This is a genomic window from Krasilnikovia cinnamomea (genome assembly GCF_004217545.1).
Lineage (GTDB): Bacteria > Actinomycetota > Actinomycetes > Mycobacteriales > Micromonosporaceae > Actinoplanes > Actinoplanes cinnamomeus.
On the sequence record NZ_SHKY01000001.1, the window covers coordinates 6,084,201 to 6,102,030 of the forward strand.

At 71.4% G+C, this 17,830-nt stretch carries 14 protein-coding genes and 1 riboswitch; of the genes, 7 read left to right on the forward strand and 7 right to left on the reverse strand.

Annotated features, from left to right (window positions below; all coding sequences use genetic code 11):
- Positions 1-38: 38 nt before the first annotated feature.
- Positions 39-674, reverse strand: a complete 636-nt coding sequence (locus EV385_RS27435; RefSeq protein ID WP_130512063.1) for a GntR family transcriptional regulator — start codon at positions 672-674, stop codon at positions 39-41.
- A 142-nt stretch (positions 675-816) separates the two neighbouring features.
- Positions 817-920: riboswitch (guanidine-I (ykkC/yxkD leader) on the forward strand.
- Positions 921-1,134: 214 nt separating this feature from the next.
- On the opposite strand from EV385_RS27435, the gene EV385_RS27440 reads away from it, so the two are divergent.
- The 5 genes from EV385_RS27440 to atzF are packed head-to-tail and all read left to right on the forward strand — an operon-like array spanning position 1,135 to position 7,702.
- On the forward strand, positions 1,135-2,673 hold the full coding sequence (locus EV385_RS27440; RefSeq protein ID WP_130512064.1) for an amino acid permease: 1,539 nt from the start codon (positions 1,135-1,137) through the stop codon (positions 2,671-2,673).
- A complete protein-coding gene (locus tag EV385_RS27445; protein WP_130512065.1) occupies positions 2,670-3,386 on the forward strand; it encodes an urea amidolyase associated protein UAAP1 in 717 nt (238 codons plus the stop codon). Before EV385_RS27440 ends, EV385_RS27445 begins: the two co-directional genes overlap by 4 nt.
- Positions 3,383-4,006 carry an urea amidolyase associated protein UAAP2 gene (locus EV385_RS27450; RefSeq protein WP_130512066.1) on the forward strand — a complete coding sequence of 208 codons (624 nt, stop codon included), beginning with the start codon at positions 3,383-3,385 and terminating at the stop codon, positions 4,004-4,006. The genes EV385_RS27445 and EV385_RS27450 overlap by 4 nt, the downstream gene beginning before the upstream one ends.
- Positions 4,003-6,009, forward strand: a complete 2,007-nt coding sequence (locus EV385_RS27455; RefSeq protein WP_130512067.1) for a 5-oxoprolinase/urea amidolyase family protein — start codon at positions 4,003-4,005, stop codon at positions 6,007-6,009. The genes EV385_RS27450 and EV385_RS27455 overlap by 4 nt, the downstream gene beginning before the upstream one ends.
- Positions 6,010-6,043: 34 nt before the next feature.
- A complete protein-coding gene (gene atzF, locus EV385_RS27460) occupies positions 6,044-7,702 on the forward strand; it encodes an allophanate hydrolase (RefSeq protein ID WP_130512068.1) in 1,659 nt (552 codons plus the stop codon).
- 38 nt (positions 7,703-7,740) lie between these two features.
- Here atzF and EV385_RS27465 read toward each other — a convergent pair whose 3' ends face one another.
- Together EV385_RS27465 and EV385_RS27470 are read right to left on the reverse strand one after the other, a co-directional pair.
- Positions 7,741-10,014, reverse strand: a complete 2,274-nt coding sequence (locus tag EV385_RS27465; RefSeq protein ID WP_165449630.1) for a putative bifunctional diguanylate cyclase/phosphodiesterase — start codon at positions 10,012-10,014, stop codon at positions 7,741-7,743.
- 107 nt (positions 10,015-10,121) lie between these two features.
- The gene (locus EV385_RS27470; RefSeq protein WP_130512070.1) at positions 10,122-10,382 is read right to left on the reverse strand and encodes a GGDEF domain-containing protein; all 261 of its coding nucleotides are present in this window, start codon (positions 10,380-10,382) and stop codon (positions 10,122-10,124) included.
- Between the two features lie 350 nt (positions 10,383-10,732).
- On the opposite strand from EV385_RS27470, the gene EV385_RS27475 reads away from it, so the two are divergent.
- Both EV385_RS27475 and EV385_RS27480 read left to right on the forward strand, forming a co-directional pair.
- Positions 10,733-12,154, forward strand: a complete 1,422-nt coding sequence (locus EV385_RS27475) for an alpha-amylase (protein WP_130512071.1) — start codon at positions 10,733-10,735, stop codon at positions 12,152-12,154.
- A gap of 137 nt (positions 12,155-12,291) precedes the next feature.
- Positions 12,292-12,849, forward strand: coding sequence for a dihydrofolate reductase family protein (locus EV385_RS27480; RefSeq protein WP_130512072.1), 558 nt, complete (start codon positions 12,292-12,294; stop codon positions 12,847-12,849).
- A 144-nt stretch (positions 12,850-12,993) separates the two neighbouring features.
- Here EV385_RS27480 and EV385_RS27485 read toward each other — a convergent pair whose 3' ends face one another.
- The 4 genes from EV385_RS27485 to EV385_RS27500 all read right to left on the reverse strand — a co-directional run bounded on the left by EV385_RS27485 (position 12,994) and on the right by EV385_RS27500 (position 17,617).
- Complete coding sequence (locus EV385_RS27485) at positions 12,994-13,383, reverse strand: VOC family protein (RefSeq protein WP_130512073.1); 390 nt, start codon at positions 13,381-13,383, stop codon at positions 12,994-12,996.
- Between the two features lie 164 nt (positions 13,384-13,547).
- The gene (locus tag EV385_RS27490; protein ID WP_130512074.1) at positions 13,548-15,425 is read right to left on the reverse strand and encodes a serine/threonine-protein kinase; all 1,878 of its coding nucleotides are present in this window, start codon (positions 15,423-15,425) and stop codon (positions 13,548-13,550) included.
- Between the two features lie 369 nt (positions 15,426-15,794).
- A complete protein-coding gene (locus EV385_RS27495) occupies positions 15,795-16,454 on the reverse strand; it encodes a response regulator (protein WP_130512075.1) in 660 nt (219 codons plus the stop codon).
- Positions 16,451-17,617 (reverse strand): sensor histidine kinase, encoded by a 1,167-nt coding sequence (locus EV385_RS27500; RefSeq protein ID WP_165449631.1) that lies wholly within the window; start codon positions 17,615-17,617, stop codon positions 16,451-16,453. Before EV385_RS27500 ends, EV385_RS27495 begins: the two co-directional genes overlap by 4 nt.
- Between the last annotated feature and the right edge of the window lie 213 nt (positions 17,618-17,830).

Sequence of the window (17,830 nt, forward strand, 5' to 3'; positions counted from 1 at the left end):
ACTTCACAGTCTGTGTCGCGGAGATGTCCTGACGTGATCTACGGCAGATAGGTGCGGGAGCCGTGCCCGGTCAGTGCCGAGATGATGGCGTTCACATCCTTGCTGGCGATGGCGGCCAGGAGGCGCTCGTGCCGCTGCACCCCGTCCGCTGGTGCGGCGACCTCCGCCTCCCGGTGCAGATTGGCCGCCATGTAGAGCTGCAGCCGCACCAGGACCGACTCGTACAGCCGGCAGAGCTGACGATTGCCGCCGAGCGCGACCACCTCGACGTGGAATCTGCGGTGCGCGTCCGCGACCGCCGGGCGGTCGCCCGACTCGGTGGACTTGCGCATCGCGTCCAGCGCGTCCTGTAGTGCGGACAGGTCGGCGTCCGGCGGGATGCTCGCGGCCGCGTGCCGTTCGAGAACGGTACGGATCTCGTAGAGCTCGCGGACGTCGTCGCCGGACAGGGTGGCCACGCGTGCGCCGCGCCGCGGGACGTGTTCCACGAGCCCTCGCTGGGCCAGCAGCCGCAGGGCCTCGCGCAGCGGTCCGCGGCTGATGCCCAGCCGCCGCGTCAGCTGCTCCTCGACCAGGCGCTCGCCTGGATAGACGCGACCGCTGAGGATCTCGCGGCTGAGCCGGTCGAGGGCGAGATCGACGAGGCTCTGGCTCTGCAGCTTCCCGTCGCCCACCTCTCGAGTGTGCCAGTCGTGCGCGTCGGCGGGATCGACGGCTCTGGGGGCCGCGCGGTGAGACCTTTCTTACCTGGCTGTAACAACCGTGACCCGCCGAGGTGACCGGCGGCCGGTGGAGTGGACCACGACCCGCCGCACGGCGGGGCGCCCCTAGGGTTCCGCCGTCGGCGACGGGTCCGCGACCGAGAGGGGCAGGCGGGCCGACGAAGGCCCGTTCCACGGCGGGACAAAAACCCGGGAGGCCAGGTCGACCCGCAGCTCGCGGGTCCCGGTCCCGTGGAGTGCCGCCGATGCCTTACCGCTGATCCCTCGGAACACCCGTCACCGCGTGGGCCCCACGCGGCGATGGCGCGTACCCCTGGGCCGCCGTGAAGGGCGGCCGCCGCCCCTCACGGCGGCCTTGAATCCCCGCCGTGCGGCGGGGCGCACCGCCTTCCCGCAACAGAAAGGCCGTCAGATGGTCGCCGTCACCCCCACGGTCGCTGCGGACCGTACGGACACTGACAGCTCGGTGCTCGCCGAGTTCGGGTACCAGCAGCAACTGCACCGCAAGCTCGGTCCCTTCGCGGCGTTCGCGTCCGGGTTCTCCTTCGTCTCCATCCTCACCACGGTCTTCCAGCTGTTCGCCTTCGGGTTCGGCTTCGCCGGTCCCGCCTTCTTCTGGACCTGGCCGCTGGTCTTCTTCGGTCAGCTGATGGTCGCCCTGGTCTTCGCCGAGCTCGCCGTGCGGTACCCGATCTCGGGCTGCATCTACCAGTGGTCACGGCGGCTCTCCAACGGGATCACCGGCTGGTTCGCGGGGTGGTTCATGCTGATCGGTCAGATCGTCAGCGTGGCCGCGGCCGCCATCGCACTGCAGGTGGTGCTGCCGTCGATCTGGCCGGGCTTCCAGGTGGTGTCCGGGGACCCGGCGCTCTCCTCGACCAGCGGCGCCACCAACGCGGTGCTGCTCGGCGCCGTGCTGATCACGCTGACCACGGTCATCAACGCGGTCGGGGTGCGGGTGATGTCGCTGGTGAACAACGTCGGCGTGGTCTGCGAGATCGCCGGTGTGATCCTGCTGGTCGCACTGCTGTTCCAGCACGCCGAGCGCGGCCCGTCCGTGGTCATGGACACCGGGCACGCGGGCGGCAGCGGGTACGCCATGGCGTTTCTGGCTTCGGCGCTGATGGCCGCGTACGTCATGTACGGCTTCGACAGCGCCGGTGAGCTCGCCGAGGAGACCCGTGCCCCGCGCCGTACCGCGCCGCGGGCCATCATCCGGGCGCTGGTGGTGTCCGGTATCGGTGGTGGCCTGCTGCTCATCGCCGGCCTGATGGCCGCGCCGAGTCTCACCGACGGCGAGCTGGCGGCCGGTGGCCTGCCGTACGTGGTAACCAGCCAGCTCGGCACCGGCCTGGGCCGGGCCCTGCTGGTGGACGTGGCGATCGCGGTGTTCGTGTGCACGCTGGCCATCCAGACCGCCGCCACCCGGCTGATGTTCTCGATGTCCCGCGACGGGGTGCTGCCGTTCTCCGCGCGGCTGGCCAGGGTGAACGACCGGACCGGCACCCCGCTGCTGCCAGCCGTGGTGATCGGGGTGCTGGCCGTCGCGATCCTGCTGGTCAATGTCGGTCAGGGCGCCCTGTTCACGGCCCTGACCAGCGTCGCGGTCGTCGTGGTGTATCTGGCGTACCTGCTGGTCACCCTTCCGGTGCTGGTGCGCCGGATGCGTGGCGGCTGGGCGTCGTCCGCCCCGGACGGCTATTTCGGACTGGGGCGCTGGGGTCTGCCGGTGAATCTGGCGGCGGTGCTGTTCGGCGCGTTCATGGTCGTCAACATGGCGTGGCCGCGGGAAGAGGTGTACAACCCGACCGGCGGACCCGCGTACCTGCGGTACTTCGCGGGGATCGCGCTGGCCGTGATCGTCGGGCTGGGCCTCGTCGCCTACGTCGGGCGCCACCGTCAGCGGCGCCCGAACGCCGCGGCGGCGATGCCGGGTGGTGCGGCCTCATGACCGAGGGATATCGGCACGACGTGCCCGGCGGGGCCGCCTGGTCGCTGACGCTCCGGCGTGGTTCGACCCTGCGGCTCGAGGCCCTCGGCACCGATGCGGTTGCCAGCATGCTGCTGTTCGCCGCCGCGAACCCGGGGGAGCGGCTGAACGTCCCGGACACGCTGAAGGCGCAGATGTCCGCCCGGATCACCCCGCCCATGGTGCTCATGTCCGACCTGGGCCGGGCCCTGGCGTCCGTCACCGGTTCCTCGCTGGACTGGCACGACGCGATCACGGGGCACAGCATCGACGCCGATCTGGACCGTTTCGGCCCTTCCGACTACGGCCGCGACCGCAACGGCTGGCGGCGCAGCGCCCGCAGCCTGCTGCTCGACGAGCTGTACGTGCACGGCCTGGGCGAGCGGGACCTGCATGCGTGCGTGAACTTCTTCGCCAAGGTGGCGCCCGCATCCGGTGAACGGGCGGCGCTGGCGTACGCGCCCGGGCACGCGGGCACCGGCGACTGGGTGCGCCTGCGCGCCGAGCTGGACCTGCTGGTGGTGCTGGCCACCGCGCCGCATCCCCTGGATCCGGCACCGCACTGGGACCCGGCCCCGGTCCGCGCCGACGTCGCCGCGGGTGAACCGGGCCCGATCCCGGCCGACGACCCCAGCATGACGTTTCGCGCCGAGTCCGCCCGCGCGCTGGCCGCCGCCGAAAGGAGCCTGCTTTGACCGGTACCCGCGAAACGTTGCGGCTGCTCGACGTGACCGTGGCCGCCGGGGACGGCTGGATCGGGGAGATCCCGGCCGGTGGCCGGCTGCGCATCGTCGACCTGCACGGCAACCAGGCCGTCGACACGCTCATCTACGACGCCCGGGACACGGCCAACCGGTACAGCGCGGTGGACACGGTCCGTGCGCAGGGGGCGGTCTACCTGACCACCGGGTCGGTGCTGCGCAGCGTCCGGCACGACCCGCTGGCGACCATCGTGGACGACACCTGCGGGCGGCACGACACCCTCGGCGGGGCCTGCGCCAAGGAGAGCAACGTGGTCCGCTACGGCGAACACACCCGCCACCAGCACGCCTGCCGCGCGACCTTCCTGCGCTACGCGGTCACCTACGGGCTGGACAAGCGCGACCTCACCCACAACATCAACTTCTTCATGAACGTGCCGGTCACCCCCGACGGCGGACTCACCTTCGCGGACGGTGTCTCCGCGCCTGGCAAGCACGTCGAACTGCGTGCGGAACGGGACATCCTCGTGCTGATCAGCAACTGCCCTCAGCTGAACAATCCATGCAACGGCTACGACCCGACCCCGGTACGGCTGCTGGGGTGGGCGCGATGACGGGCGCGTTCGAAATCCTCGTGCCGGGCATCCAGACCACCGTGCAGGACCTGCCCGGCCGGACCGGGCTGTGGGGGGTCGGGGTGCCGCCGTCGGGTGCCTGGGACGACCTGTCCTTCGGCCTCGCCAACCGGGCGGTCGGCAACCCGGCCGGGGCTGCCGGCCTGGAGGCGGTGCTGCGCGGGCCGAAGCTGCGCGTCCTCACCGACGCGGTGATCTGTGTGACCGGTGCCGCCACCGCGGCCACACTGGACGGCGTCGCGGTGACGCCCGGTCACCCGACACCGGTCGCGGCCGGGCAGGTCCTGGATCTCGGTCCCGCCAGGGGGCCGGGGTTGCGCAGCTACCTGGCCGTCCGGGGCGGACTCTCGGTGCCCGCGGCCCTCGGAAGTGCCGCCACGTTCCTGCTGGGCGGGTTCGGCGGGCACGAAGGGCGGGCGCTGGCCAAGGGCGACATCCTGCATGCGGGAACCTTGGTCGCGGCGGAGCCGTCCGAGGTGCTGCTGCCCGAGCTGACCGGCGACTGGCAGCTGCGGGTGGTGCCAGGCCCGCACGGCGCACCCGAGCACCTGTCCGAGGAAGGGATCGCCGAGCTGTTCGCCGCGCAGTGGCGGGTCGACCACCGCGCCGACCGTACCGGGGTGCGCCTGGCCGGGCCGAGCCCGCGCTGGGCCCGCAGCGACGGCGGCGACGCGGGGCTGCACCCCAGCAACATCCACGACAGTGCGTACCCGGTCGGCGGGATCATGATCTCGGGGGACACCCCGGTGATCGTCGGGCCGGACGGGCCCAGCCTCGGCGGTTTCGTGGTGGCCGCCGTGGTGATCCGGGCGGACCGGTGGAAACTCGCCCAGGCCCGCCCCGGCGACCGGATCCGGCTGGTCCCGGTGGCACCCGAGGACGCCGACGCGGCCAACGAGGACCACCGGGCCCGGCTCGCGGGACAGCAGCCCCGGCCGCGCCCGGTCACCGTCCGCGACGGGCGACGGCCCGCGCCGCTGGCCGAGCTACCCGCCGACGGGGACCGACCGACGCTGACCGTACGGCGAGCCGGTGACCACCACGCGCTGGTGGAGGCCGGCCCGGCCGCCCTGGACCTCGCCGTGCGCCTGCGCATCCACCTGCTGGCCGGTGCGCTGGCCGGCGACGACCGCATCGTCGAAGCCGTGGAGGGGGTCCGTTCGTTGCTGCTCGCGGTCGACGAGCGGCGGCTGCCGTTGCCCGCACTGGCTGAACTGGTCGCGGCCGCGTGGGCCGGACTGCCCGATCCACGTACGGTGGAGCTGACCGCCCGCGAGGTCACCATGCCGATCGCGTTCGACGACCCGTCGGTGCACGAGGCGATGGCCCGCTACCAGTCCGGGGTACGGCCCGACGCGCCGTGGTGTCCCGACAACGTCGAGTTCATCCGGCGCATCAACGGGCTGGACCGGCGCGGGGACGTGTTCGACATCGTGCGCTCGGCGGCGTACCTGGTGGTGGGGCTCGGCGACGTCTATCTCGGCGCCCCCGTGGCGGTGCCCCTGGACCCGCGGCACCGGCTGGTCACCACCAAGTACAACCCGCCGCGTACCTGGACCCCGGCCAACGCGGTCGGCATCGGCGGCGTGTACCTGTGCGTGTACGGCATGGAAGGACCTGGCGGGTACCAGCTGGTCGGCCGCACCGTACCGGTATGGCGCTACGACCCGGACAGCACCGATCCGCCGTGGCTGCTGCGGCAGTTCGACGTGCTGCGGTTCACCCCGGTGACCCCGCAGCGGCTGGTCGAGCTGCGCGCCGACATCGCTTCGGGCCGGTCGACGCTCGAGACCCGGCCGGTGACCCTGCGGCTGGCGGACCTGCTCGACACCGCGGACGCGGCGGCGTTCACCGCCCGGCGCGCCGAGGCGTTCGCCGCCGAACGCGACCGGTGGGCCGCCCAGGCGCTCTCGGCGGACGGTCCTGCGGGCGCCGGTGCGTTCGGCGAGCGCGCCCAGCAGCAGCCGGTGGGTGCCGCATGACCGGGTCCACCGAGCGCAGGCCCGGAGGTGGCGCATGACGGCGACCGAACCGTGGCGCGACGCACCGGCGGCGGCCAGCCGGCAGCCCGTATGGATCACGGAGCTGCCGGCTGACGAGGTGGACGCCTTCGCGGCCGCCGCCCCGGACGGGCCGCTGACCGGCCTGCGGTTCGGCATCAAGGACAACCTGGCCCTGGCGGGACATCCCACGACCGCCGCCTGTCCCGGGCTGGCCGACTCGATCGCCGCCACGTCCGCGGTCGCGGTGCAACGGCTCGTCGACGCGGGTGCCGTGCCGGTCGGCAAGACCAACATGGACCAGTTCGCCACCGGGCTCGTCGGAACCCGCAGCCCGTACGGTGCCTGCCACAGTGTGCACAGCCCGCAGCACATCAGCGGCGGCAGCAGCTCCGGCAGCGCGGTCGTCGTGGCGAGCGGGCTGGTACCGCTGGCCCTGGGTACCGACACCGCCGGTTCCGGCCGGGTGCCCGCCGCGTTCAATGGCATCGTCGGGATCAAGCCGACCCGAGGGCTCGTCTCCACCCGCGGGCTGCTGCCCGCATGCCGATCGCTGGACTGCGTCACCACCTTCACCCGTACGGTTGCCGAAGGCGCGGCGGCCCTGACCGTCCTCGCGCAGCCCGATCCGGGTGATCCCTGGTCGCGGCCCGCGCCGCCGGCCCCCGCCCCTGGGGTGGCGGCACGGATGCGGGTGGTCGCCGTGCCCGCCGGGGACCTCGACCTCGACCCGGTGCACCGGGTGGCGTGGGAGGAGGCGCTGCGCCGGCTCGACACGGTGGCCGCCCACGTCGTACCGGTCGACGTGACCGCGTTCCTGGAGACGGCCCGGCTGCTGTACGGCGGACCCTGGCTGGCCGAACGGTGGGCCGCGTTCGGTGCGTACCTGTCCGCGCCCGGGGTGGATCCGACCGTGCGGGCCGTCGTCACCCCGGGCCGGGACGTGCCGGGGCCGGAGGTGTTCCGTGGGCTGGACCGGCTGGCGGGGCTGCGCCGGCGGACCGAGGCGGTCTGGCCGGACGTGGACGCCTTGATGCTGCCGGTCACCCCCGGGCATCCCACCCTGGCCGAGGTAGCCGCCGACCCGGTCGGGGTCAACAGCCGGCTGGGCACGTACACCAACTTCGTGAATCTGCTGGACCTGTGCGCCGTCGCCGTCCCGGCCGGCACCCGGCCGGACGGGCTGCCGTTCGGAGTGCAGTTCGTGGCGCCCGCCTTCGCCGACCGGCCCCTGCTCGACCTGGCCGCGGCGTGGTGCGGCGAACCGGTCGCCGCACCCTCCCCGGCCGCCGGGACCAGCCTGGTGGCGGTCGCGGGAGCGCACCTGAGCGGGATGCCGCTCAACCCGCAACTGGTGGAACTGGGTGGGCTGCTGCATGCCCGGGGACGCACCGCGCCGGGCTACCGGCTGTACCGGCTGCCGGGGCCGGGAGTGGCCCGGCCGGGACTGGTGTACACCGGCGACGGACCGGCCACCGGCATCGCGCTGGAGGTGTGGCAGGTGCCGCACCAGGCGGTGGGACGGCTACTCGACACCGTGCCGCCGCCGCTCTGCCTCGGCACCGTACGGCTGGACGACGGCACACCGGTCACCGGCTTCCTGGCCGGCGAGCACGGGGTGCGCGACGCGGTGGATGTCACCGCATCCGGCGGTTGGCGTGCGGCCTGCGGGTGAACGCCACCGTCGGGTCGTTCCTATCCCTTGCCCTCTCGTTAAGGACCCGCCGTGACGGGCGCGGGCCGGCTGTGCTTGTGCAGCAGGGTGTGGAGGTCCGCGACGGGGCCGGGCTTGGCGAAGTGGTATCCCTGGGCGAGGTTGCAGTCGAGGGCGCGCAGGCGATGGGCCTGGGTGTCGGTTTCCACAGCTTCGGCGATCGTGACCAGGCCGAGGCTTCGGCTCAGGTCGAGGATGGCGCGGATGAACGCGATTTCGCGGGTGCCGCCGTTGTCGATCTGGTGGGCGGTGAAGGACCCGTCCATCTTGAGGATGTCGACGGGCAGTTCGCGCAGGTAGGCCAGGGAGGAGTAGCCGGTGCCGAAGTCGTCGATGGCGATGCGTACGCCGTGTTCGCGGAGTTGCTGCAGCTGGGCGGTGACCGTGGCGGCGTCGGCGACGGAGGTCACCAGAACGGTCTCGGTGATTTCGACGATCAGCGCCCGGCCCGGCACGGCGCTGGTGTCCAGCAGGCTCAGCAGGTGCGCTGCGAACAGCGGGTCACGCAGCTGGTGGGCCGACACGTTCACGGTGACGGCGACCTGGTGCTCGGACCAGAGGCGGCGCAAGTCAGTGCAGACCTGCCGCAGGACCCAGGCGCCGATAGTGGTGATGGCGCCGCCCTGCTCGGCCAGGGGGATGAAGCGGTCGGGCGGGATGCGGGTACCGTCGGGGCGCGTCCAGCGCAGCAGCGCCTCCGCGGCCGCGACGTCGCCAGTAGCCAGGTCGATGATCGGCTGGTAGTGCACCTCGAATTCGCCGGCCTCGACAGCATGGTGCATCTGCGCCACCAGCTCGGCGTTGGCGAGCCGCTCGGCGTGTACCGCAGGATCGAACACGGCAACCTGATCGCCGCCCCCGGTGCGGGCGACGCGCAGCGCCAGGTCGGCGTCCCGCAGCGCCGGCGCGCACGGCTGCCCGGCCGGTAGGGCCACGGCACCGATGCTGGCGCCGAATCGGCGGGCGGCCAGCCCCCGTACCCGGTACGGCCGGTGCACCGCGGCGAGGATGCGCTCGGCCATGTTGCTGCCGTCGCGGTCGTCGTCGGCGGCCGGCGCGCACACGGCGAACTCGTCGGCGCTCAAGCGGACCACGGTGGCGTTGGTGGGCACCTGCGCGCGGACCCGGGCACCGGTCTCGACCAGGATGGCGTCGCCGGCCTGGTGACCGAAGGCGTCGTTGAAGTCCCGGAACCCGTCGAGGTCGACCAGCAGGAGCACCCGGTGCTGGGGGCTGACTTCGTCCAGGCGGTCCTGCAGCACCACGCGACTGCCCAGGCCGGTCAGCCCGTCGAGATGGGTACGGCGGTTGAGCAGCGTGGCCAGCTGCGACAACCGGACGATCAGCAGCACGGACATCGCGGCGCCGAGAATCCCCGGCACGATCAGCCGCGCCGACTGGCTGGCGGGCAGGGCGGCCGCGAAGCTGACGATGCTGAGTGCGCTGACACCCACGGTCAGCGACACGTAGGTCGCCAACCGGCGGCGTGACGCCGGTGACGGGTTGGCCGGCATGCTGCCGGTACTACGTGCCATCGAGGGGTGCAGGGCCGCGCCGCCGAGGAGCAGGTACACCCCGAGCCAGCCGAGGGCGGTAAGGGTGTCGTGGCTGGTACCGGCCAGCAGCAGCACATAGTTGGTGGTGTCGGTGGCCACGAGCAACCCCGCCGCAACGACCATGAGCCGATAGGCGGGCGTGCGTACCCGAGAGATCACCACAACGCGTACGGTCAGGACCAGGATCAGCAGGTCCAGGCCCGCGTACAACACGTAGCTGCCCAGGCGCAGCCCGGTGAAACGGCCGTTGAACAGCATCGGTGCGACCACCAGCGTCCACAGCACGGCGCCGGCGCCGAGCGCGACGATCCCGGCGTCCACGGCGCCGCCGCGCCGCTCGGCGGGCCGGACCCACCAGTAGATGCTCGACGCGGTCAGCACCAGCATGATCAGGTAGCAGGCGTCGCCGACGGAGGGGAACCGTGGCACACCGGTGGGACCCATCGCCAGCGCCCAGCCCACCTGCGCCAGCAGCGACATGGCCACCGCCCCGGCCATGAGCCACCAGGTCGCCGGCCAGACCGGCCGGTGCCGTCGCACACCCACGGCCACCGCTACGACGAGCGAGGCCGCCAGCGCCACATACACCCAGACCCGCACGGCCGGGGGCAGCAGCGCCCCGCCCACCAACGCGGCAGCGCCGACGCCGAGATACCAGCGATGCAAGCTGTCGTCCCCACCGGTGCGTGCCTGGCTGGGCATCATGTCGCGGGTCACATCTCATGGGTAGCGACCACCGGTTGTCACCGGGTTGCGGGCGCGTGATGCCAGCGGTGCGTTCCGGTGATTCCGGTTCGGCAAGCCGGATGTGGCCTGCTGTCTTGTTAGGCGCGGGTGCGGGGTTCGGGGGGTGCTCCGGTCACGACGCGGTTGCGCCCGGCATGTTTGGCGGCGTAGAGATTGCGGTCGGCGGCGGCCAGGGCGCCGGTCTGGTTGCGGGGTGTGGTTTCGCGGACGGCTGTGACGCCGATGCTGACGGTGACGGGTAGTCCGCTGGTGGTGTCGTGCCAGTCATGTCCAGCGACGGCTTGCCGGATTTCGTCGAGTTGCCTGACCGCGGTGGTGATCAGGACTGAGGACCTCATCGCATTGCCGCATCGAACCCGCGATGTCACCGGACTTCCTGAGCAGGAGCGCGCGGACGTGACGTGCGCGCATGAGCAGATGCTCGTCGCCCAGCGCCGCAGCTCGCCGCTCCAGCAGGGCAGCCGAGAGTTCCTGCGCGTCAGCCTCACCGCACGTCACCAGCCCCCCAGTCTTCACGGCCTTGTCGGCGCCGGACGGCCCCAGCTGACCCAAACCCCACGCGTACGAAATCGACACGTCCAAGGTGTTGACGTCTCGTTACAAGCTCCGTAAGTTCTTGCATCAACTTTCGTGAATTGTTTCACGGGGGTTACGGCTGGCGGGCAGCGGCCGACGATGAGGAGGAGCGATGGCCAGGAGACGGTGGACCGCGGCGGGGACGATCATCGCCGCCTTGATCGCAACCGCGGCGGCAGTGCAGTCACCCGCCCAAGCGGCGCCCGGAGCGAAGGACGTCATCGTCACCCTCTTCGAATGGAACTGGACGTCGGTGGCCCGCGAGTGTCGCGACTACATCGGCCCGAAGGGCTACGGGTACGTGCAGGTGTCACCGCCGCAGGAGCACCGCCGCGGTGGCCAGTGGTGGGTCGCCTACCAGCCGGTCAGCTACAAGATCGAATCCAACAAGGGAACCCGCGGCCAGTTCGCGGACATGGTGCGGGACTGCCACAAGGCCGGGGTGAAGGTGATCGCGGACGCGGTCATCAACCACATGGCCGAGGGCTCGGGTACCGGTTGGGCGGGCAGCTCGTACGGAAACCGTGACTATCCCGGCACCTACGCGAGCTGGGACTTCCACAACAGCTGCCTGATCAACGAGTCCGACTACCGCAACGACGCGTGGCGGGTGCGCAACTGCGAGCTCGTCAAGCTACCCGACCTCAAGACCGAGAGCGACGCCGTGCGTAACCGGCTCGCCGGCTACTTCAACGACCTGCTCTCCCTCGGCGTGGACGGCTTCCGCATCGACGCGGCGAAGCACATGACACCCGACGACATCGCGGCGGTGAAGGGTAAGCTCAGCCGGCCCGCGTACCTCGTCCAGGAGCAGATCCAGGGCGACGGCGAGCCGATCCAGCCGGAGCAGTACGCGTGGGTGGGCGACGTGCACGAGTTCCGGTACGGCCGCGACCTCAAGCGGGTCTTCCACCAGGAACGGCTGGCCTACCTGCAGAACTTCGGCGAGGGCTGGGGCCACCTCAACGGCACTGTCGCGGTCCCCTTCGTCGACAACCACGACACCCAGCGCAACGGCTCGACCCTGACCTACAGGGACGGCGCCACCTACACGCTGGCCAACATCTTCATGCTCGCGTGGCCGTACGGGTCGCCGTCGGTGATGTCCGGTTACGAGTTCGGCGACAAGGATCAAGGAGCGCCGCAGCACTCCGACGGCCGCATCCAGGACGTGACGTGTTTCAACGGCCAGTGGAAATGTGAGCACCGCTGGCCGGAGATCGGCAACATGGTGGCCTTCCACAACACCGTCAAGGGCACCGGGGTCAACGATTGGTGGAGCAACGGCAACGACCAGATCGCGTTCGGCCGGGGAGACCGCGGTTACGTCGTCATCAACCACGAGGACGGCTGGTTGACGCGTACGTTCCAGACCGGACTGGCGCCCGGCCTCTACTGCGACGTGGTACACGGCGAACGCGGTGCGAGCGGCTGCACGGGCCCCTCCGTCACCGTCGACAACGCGCGACGGGCGACCCTCACCGTCGGTCCGCACAACGCGGTTGCCATGCACGTCAACGCCCGAGCTGGCTGATCGCACACCGCAACCGTCGACAGAAACGGATCAAGCCCACATCCAGACCGATGACTTCAACGAGACGGGGCGCGTACTCGAGCTCGCTGACGCCTTTCGCCAGGGCCGACGCGGTCGTGACGTTAGACTCGCCGGACATGGGACTGCTCATTTTCAGCCTCAACCTCACCCTGGACGGTTGTGTCGACCACCAGGAGGGGATCGCCGACGACGAGACGCACGCCTTCTTTACCCGTCTTATGGACGAGGGCGGGGCAATGCTGTGGGGTCGCGTGACCTACGAGATGATGGAGAGCTACTGGCCGGCCGTCGCTCGCGGCGACGAGCAGGCGCCGCCGGCCATGCGCGAGTGGGCGGTCAAGCTGGAGGCCAAACCCAAGTACGTGGTGTCGTCGACGCGCAAGGAATTCCCGTGGGCCAACAGCCACCACATCGCCGGCGATTTGCGTGAGGGCGTGCAGAAGCTCAAGGACGCGACCCCGGCCGGGGTCCTGCTCGGTAGCGGCAGGCTCGCGACCGAGCTCGACCGGCTCGGCCTCATCGACGAGTACAAGCTGCTCGTCCATCCCAGGATCGCCGGCCACGGCCCGACCTTGTACCAGGGCGGGCTGCCGGGCACGCGCCGGCTCGAGCTGCTCTCGGCGCAGCCGCTCCGCAACGGCGTGGTGGCCATGCATTACCGCCGCGCGCGCTGAGTCACAGGATCTATCTCCGCCAGTTCACCGGCAACGGTCGTGCGCGGCCTGGATGAGGCACCCTGCCCGAGGGAAGATGGCGGCGATCTTGCTGGACGGTGAGGAGTTGATCGCCGTAGCGGTTCACAGTCCCCGCCGTCGGCGTCAGCCGGCGACTACCTCGTGTACGCAGAGGATGTTGCCGTCGGGGTCCTCGAACCATGCCGCCTTCTCCGCGCCCAGCACACATACGTGGTCCACGGTCTTGAGTCCAGGCAGGTCGTAGTCGGCGAACACCGCGCCGCGGCTCTTCAGGTCCTTGATGGATGCATCGATGTCGGAGACCTCGAAGCTGATCGCCGTGTGCTCGGCCTGGGCGCCGGCCGGCTTCTCCATCAGAGCCAGCGTCGCGCCGGAGCCAACGTCGAAGAGCAGGTTGCCGTCTGCTGATGTGCCACGGTAGGGCAGGCCGAGGACGTCGGTGTAGAAGGTCCGGGCGACGTCGGGTCGGGTCACGGGCAGGATCATGGTGACAGCGGCGGCGGCGAGAGTCATGACGGCCAGCTTTCCGAACGGGAGATCGATCGACCCTTTCACGCCTAACGTACGGTGCATGTTCGCGCAAGCGGCGGAAATCCGGCCAGCTTACCGCTATGGTCACCCGCGTCAGTGACCCGCCGCCTGCGCCCTCGCGGATCTCGATCGCGACGCCGGTGCCCTCACCGCGGCCGGGCCCGCCGCGCCTGGAGGATGTCGAGGCACGGGCCGACCTCGTGCGCACGCAGGAGGCGGCTTTCGTGGTTGCTGCGGCCCCGGTCGATGTCGGTCAGGATGTCCGAGCGCACCCAGCCGCCGTCGGCGGCCACGTGCTCGTCGATCGAGTGCCCGTCCGGGGTTGCGGACTGGCGCACCACCTGCGAGAGATCGTCGAGCGGCGTCGTCGTGCTCGCCAGGACGGCGAAGTACCGGTAGAGCGGCGGCGCGCCGGGGGCCAGCAGCCGGCGGACGTGGGCGACGTCCGCCGCGGCGGCGGCGCGGGCGGCGTCCCAGCGCAGCCGCAGCGCATCGCCGGGGGCGGTCAGGGCGGGCCACAGCGTCATGCCGGGATGCTCGACGAGGGTGCCGAAGACGAACGCTCGGGTCGCGAAGGCGGCGACCTCTGGCTCGAGGGCCAGGGTGAGCAGCACCCCCATGAGGTGCCCGACGGCGTTGCGGTGGTCGCTGTGGTCGCCGAACTCGAACCGGCACGGCCCGCCGTCGACCAGCGAGGTCGGGAACGGGTCGGCCCGGACGGCACCGCCGTCCTCCGGGGTGAGCACGAGCAGTGGCCCGGCCGGGGCATCGGGGACCGGGCGGTCCGCGGCGAGCACGCTGTCATCGGTCCACGCCGCGGCCACCGCGGGATCGCGGGGCCATTCCGCACACATCCAGGGCGGACCGGACCCGTGCGCGTCGGTGAGCACCAGCACGTACCGGCCGGTCCGGTCCTGATATGCCGCGCAGACCTCGCCGGGGCGGGTGAACTTCAGGAGGTCGGCGATCCGGTGCAGCCGCAGGACCGCGGGCAGGTCAGGCAGCGGGGCAAGGGTACGCAGCCATGTCTGCACCACCGGTCCGGCCCATGTGGCGACGGCCGGGACCGAGCCCGCGGCACGGACCCGGTCGAAATGTGCCGGCTGTGGTGCCCGAGCGACGATCTCGGCCACCCGATCCTGGAACATCAGGTACGAGAGCCGCTCAGCGGCACCGGTGTACACCTCGATGCGCGGGTCGTCGCGGTCCATCGCGCCCGCGGCGGCCCGCAGGCCCACGACCTCCGCGGCGGCCCGTTCCCCTCGCTCGGCGGGTACGGCCACGTCCGCGAGCAACCGCCGCAGCCACTCCCGTGGCTCCGGCAGCGGGGGACGCGCGACCAGATACCAGCCGCTGCCGCCGTCGGGCACCCGAGCGCGACGCGCCCGCATGTGCTCCAGTCGTTCCGCGCGCTCCTCGGCCAGCGCGGCCCAGGCCAGCGGGTACGACTCCGGCATGCCCTGTTCCCCCGCAAGCAGCAGAAGAGCCTCGAACCTTGCCCACTTCGAGTCGTCCGCCACAGTGAGAGTGCGTCCCGGCTCGGCGAGCGCCGCGCGCGCCGTCGCGATCGTCTCGGTGCCGCCGAACCACACCGGCAGGTCGGCGCCGAGGGCCGAGCCGACCTGCTCGGCGGGCTGGATTCCACCCCTTTCCAGCCGCGGGCGGCCGGCCTCCGAGGGGGCAGTGAAGCGGACCGGGTGCACGGAGACCTGCGGGCCGGCGGCCTCCAGATCGTTGACGGCGACGGGGTGCGGCTCGATCAGGAGCGCCTGGACCCAACGGTCACGATCGAGCAGGCGGTCGCACAGTTGCCACACGAAATCGTCCCAGCTGACCCGCGGACATTCGTCGAGCGCCGCGAAATAGAGCACCGGTCCGTGCGCCGTCTCCCACAGGATCACAAAGGCGGTGCGGGTGACGCCGTCGACCGCCACGTCCACCAGGTCACGCATCACCTCGTGCGGACGCGGCACGTGATCCGGGCGCCGCCGGATCAACCACGGCTGTTTCCACGCGTCGGGCATGCGACTACCTGCCGATCGGGGGACGGGGCTGGTCCGGACGATCACGGTACGGCATGGAGCCGGTGGGTTTCTCGCAAAGGAAGCGGTCGGCCCGCGTCTTGGCTGGCCGGACCTGACCCGAACCGGACCTGTCCGCGGCGTCGTCGCGCACCGTACACGGAAAGTTTGGCACCATGCCGACGAAGACCTTCCGGGGCGGAGCGACGGATGCGTGTGAGCCGCCGCGCCGTTCTGGCGTGGGGAGTGGCCAGTGCTGTCGGGGCCGCCGTCGGGTGCGGGGGACAGATTGCGGGTCGGCGCCGCCCGACGCCAAGACCTTCTATGTCCCCAACGATCCCAGGCCGCTATCGTGCCGCCCACAGGGTGTCGTTACGGCTGGCGGTCCAGGTGGTGGCGGTGGGCCAGGACGATGGCCTGGGCGCGGTCGCGGAGCCCGAGCTTCGTCAGGATGCGCGTGATGTGTGTCTTGACGGTCGCTTCGCTGATGTACAGCTCGGCGGCGATCTCGGCGTTGGACTGTGCCCGGGCGAGGAGGATGAGGACTTCGCGTTCCCGGCTGGTGAGCCGGTCGTAGCCGGTCGGTGGGGCCGGGTCGGGGGCGGACAGGCCCGTATAGCGGTGGATGAGTCTGCGGGTCATCTGCGGTGAGAGGACGGCGTCGCCGCGGTGAGCGGACCGGATGGCTTGCTGGATGAGTTCGGCCGGGGCGTCCTTGAGGATGAAGCCGTCGGCACCGGCGTCGAGGGCCTGGTGGAGGTAGGTGTCGAGGCCGAAGGTGGTGACGATGACGATGCGGGGGCTGGGCGAGCGGTCGCGCAGTTGACGGGTCACGGCGATGCCGTCGCTGCCGGGCATCTGAATGTCCAGGAGAATGACGTCGGGGCGCGTGCGGTCGGCTTGGGTGAGGGTTTCGAATCCGGAGCCCGCCTCGGCGACGACCGAGAGGTCGTCGGTGGCGTTGATGATGAGGGACAGCCCGCCGCGGACGAGGGGTTCGTCGTCGGCGATCAGAACGCGGATGCGACTCATGCGGGGCTCCGGGGCAGGGTGGCTGCCAGGGCATAGCCACCGTCGGGCTGCGGCCCGGCGGTCAGGACACCCCCGAGGGCGGTGACTCGTTCGCGCAGTCCAGCGAGGCCGGTGCCGCTGCCTGTGGTTGGCGACGACCGGTCGCCGGGTGCCGGGGCATTCGTGACGGTGACGGTGAGCTGTCGCGGTGTCGTACGCAGGGTGATGCCGACCGGGGCGCCGGGGGCGTGGCGGGCAGCGTTGGTCAAGCCCTCCTGGACGGTGCGGTAGGCGGTGACGGCCAAGGGCCGGGGCAGTTCCGCGGTGAGCGCGCTGGTGTCGAGGACGGCGTCGACGCCGCTGCTGCGGGCTGTCTCCACCAGGGCGTTCAACTGCTCGAGCGTCGGGGGAGGCGCCGGCCGACCGTCCGGCTCCTGGCGCAGGACGTGCAGCATGGCGCGCAGATCGTCCATTGCCTGCCGGCCGGCCTTCTCGATGGAGGCCATCGCGGCGGCGGCCGCGGCGGGGTCTTTTCGGGCGATCAGGCGGGAGCCGGTCGCCTGGAGCACCATCAGGGTGACGGCATGGGCGACGGTGTCGTGCAGGTCTCGGGCGACCGCGTGGCGCTCCGCGGTGACGGCACGGCGGATCTGGGTGGCGCGTTCCCATTCGGCTTCGAGCCGCGCCCGTTCCGCCTGGGCCAGGTTGGCGCGGGTCAGGAAGGATCGGCCAAGCAGCCAGACCGCCCACAGGGCGAGGCTGACGAAGAGGCCGTCCCAGACTGGGTCGCGGTTGACCGCGATAGGGCCTGTCCATTCCTCGGCCAGGCACAGCCCGAGGAGTATCAGCGCCACCCGACGATGAGGTGCGTACCGCCCGGCGGTATAGGCGGCGATCAGCATGGCGAGAAAGGGCATCGCCAGGTCGGTGGAGGGGGTGAGCCAGATCGTCTGGACCGTGGCGGCCGCCGCGGCCGCCGCCACGGCCGCCGTCGGATAGCGGCGGCCCGTTGCCAGCGGTACGGCCATCGCTGCCGCGCAGAGACCGTTGAGCCACTGTGGCCCGGCGAGGTCGGCTGAGGAGGCGCTCTCCGCGGTGGCGACCGCTACGAACGCCACCGCGAGCAGGCCACCCCACCAGGTCGTGCCCTGGGACTGCGGGCGCTGCGACGGTCCGTTGCTCACCATCCCAGTCTAGGAACCCGCAGGCCGTTGGCGCGTACGACGAAGGTCGGATCCCCGCCGACGCGAGCGCGGGTCACGTCCGACGATGGTCGCACCGCAGAACCCGATCTCCGCCAGACGCCGGTGCCGCCAGCGGTTCCTAGGGTCGAAGCGACATCCGACAACGCCTCCGAAGGAACCTGACCATGGGTCGCACAACCAGGAGCCAGGGAC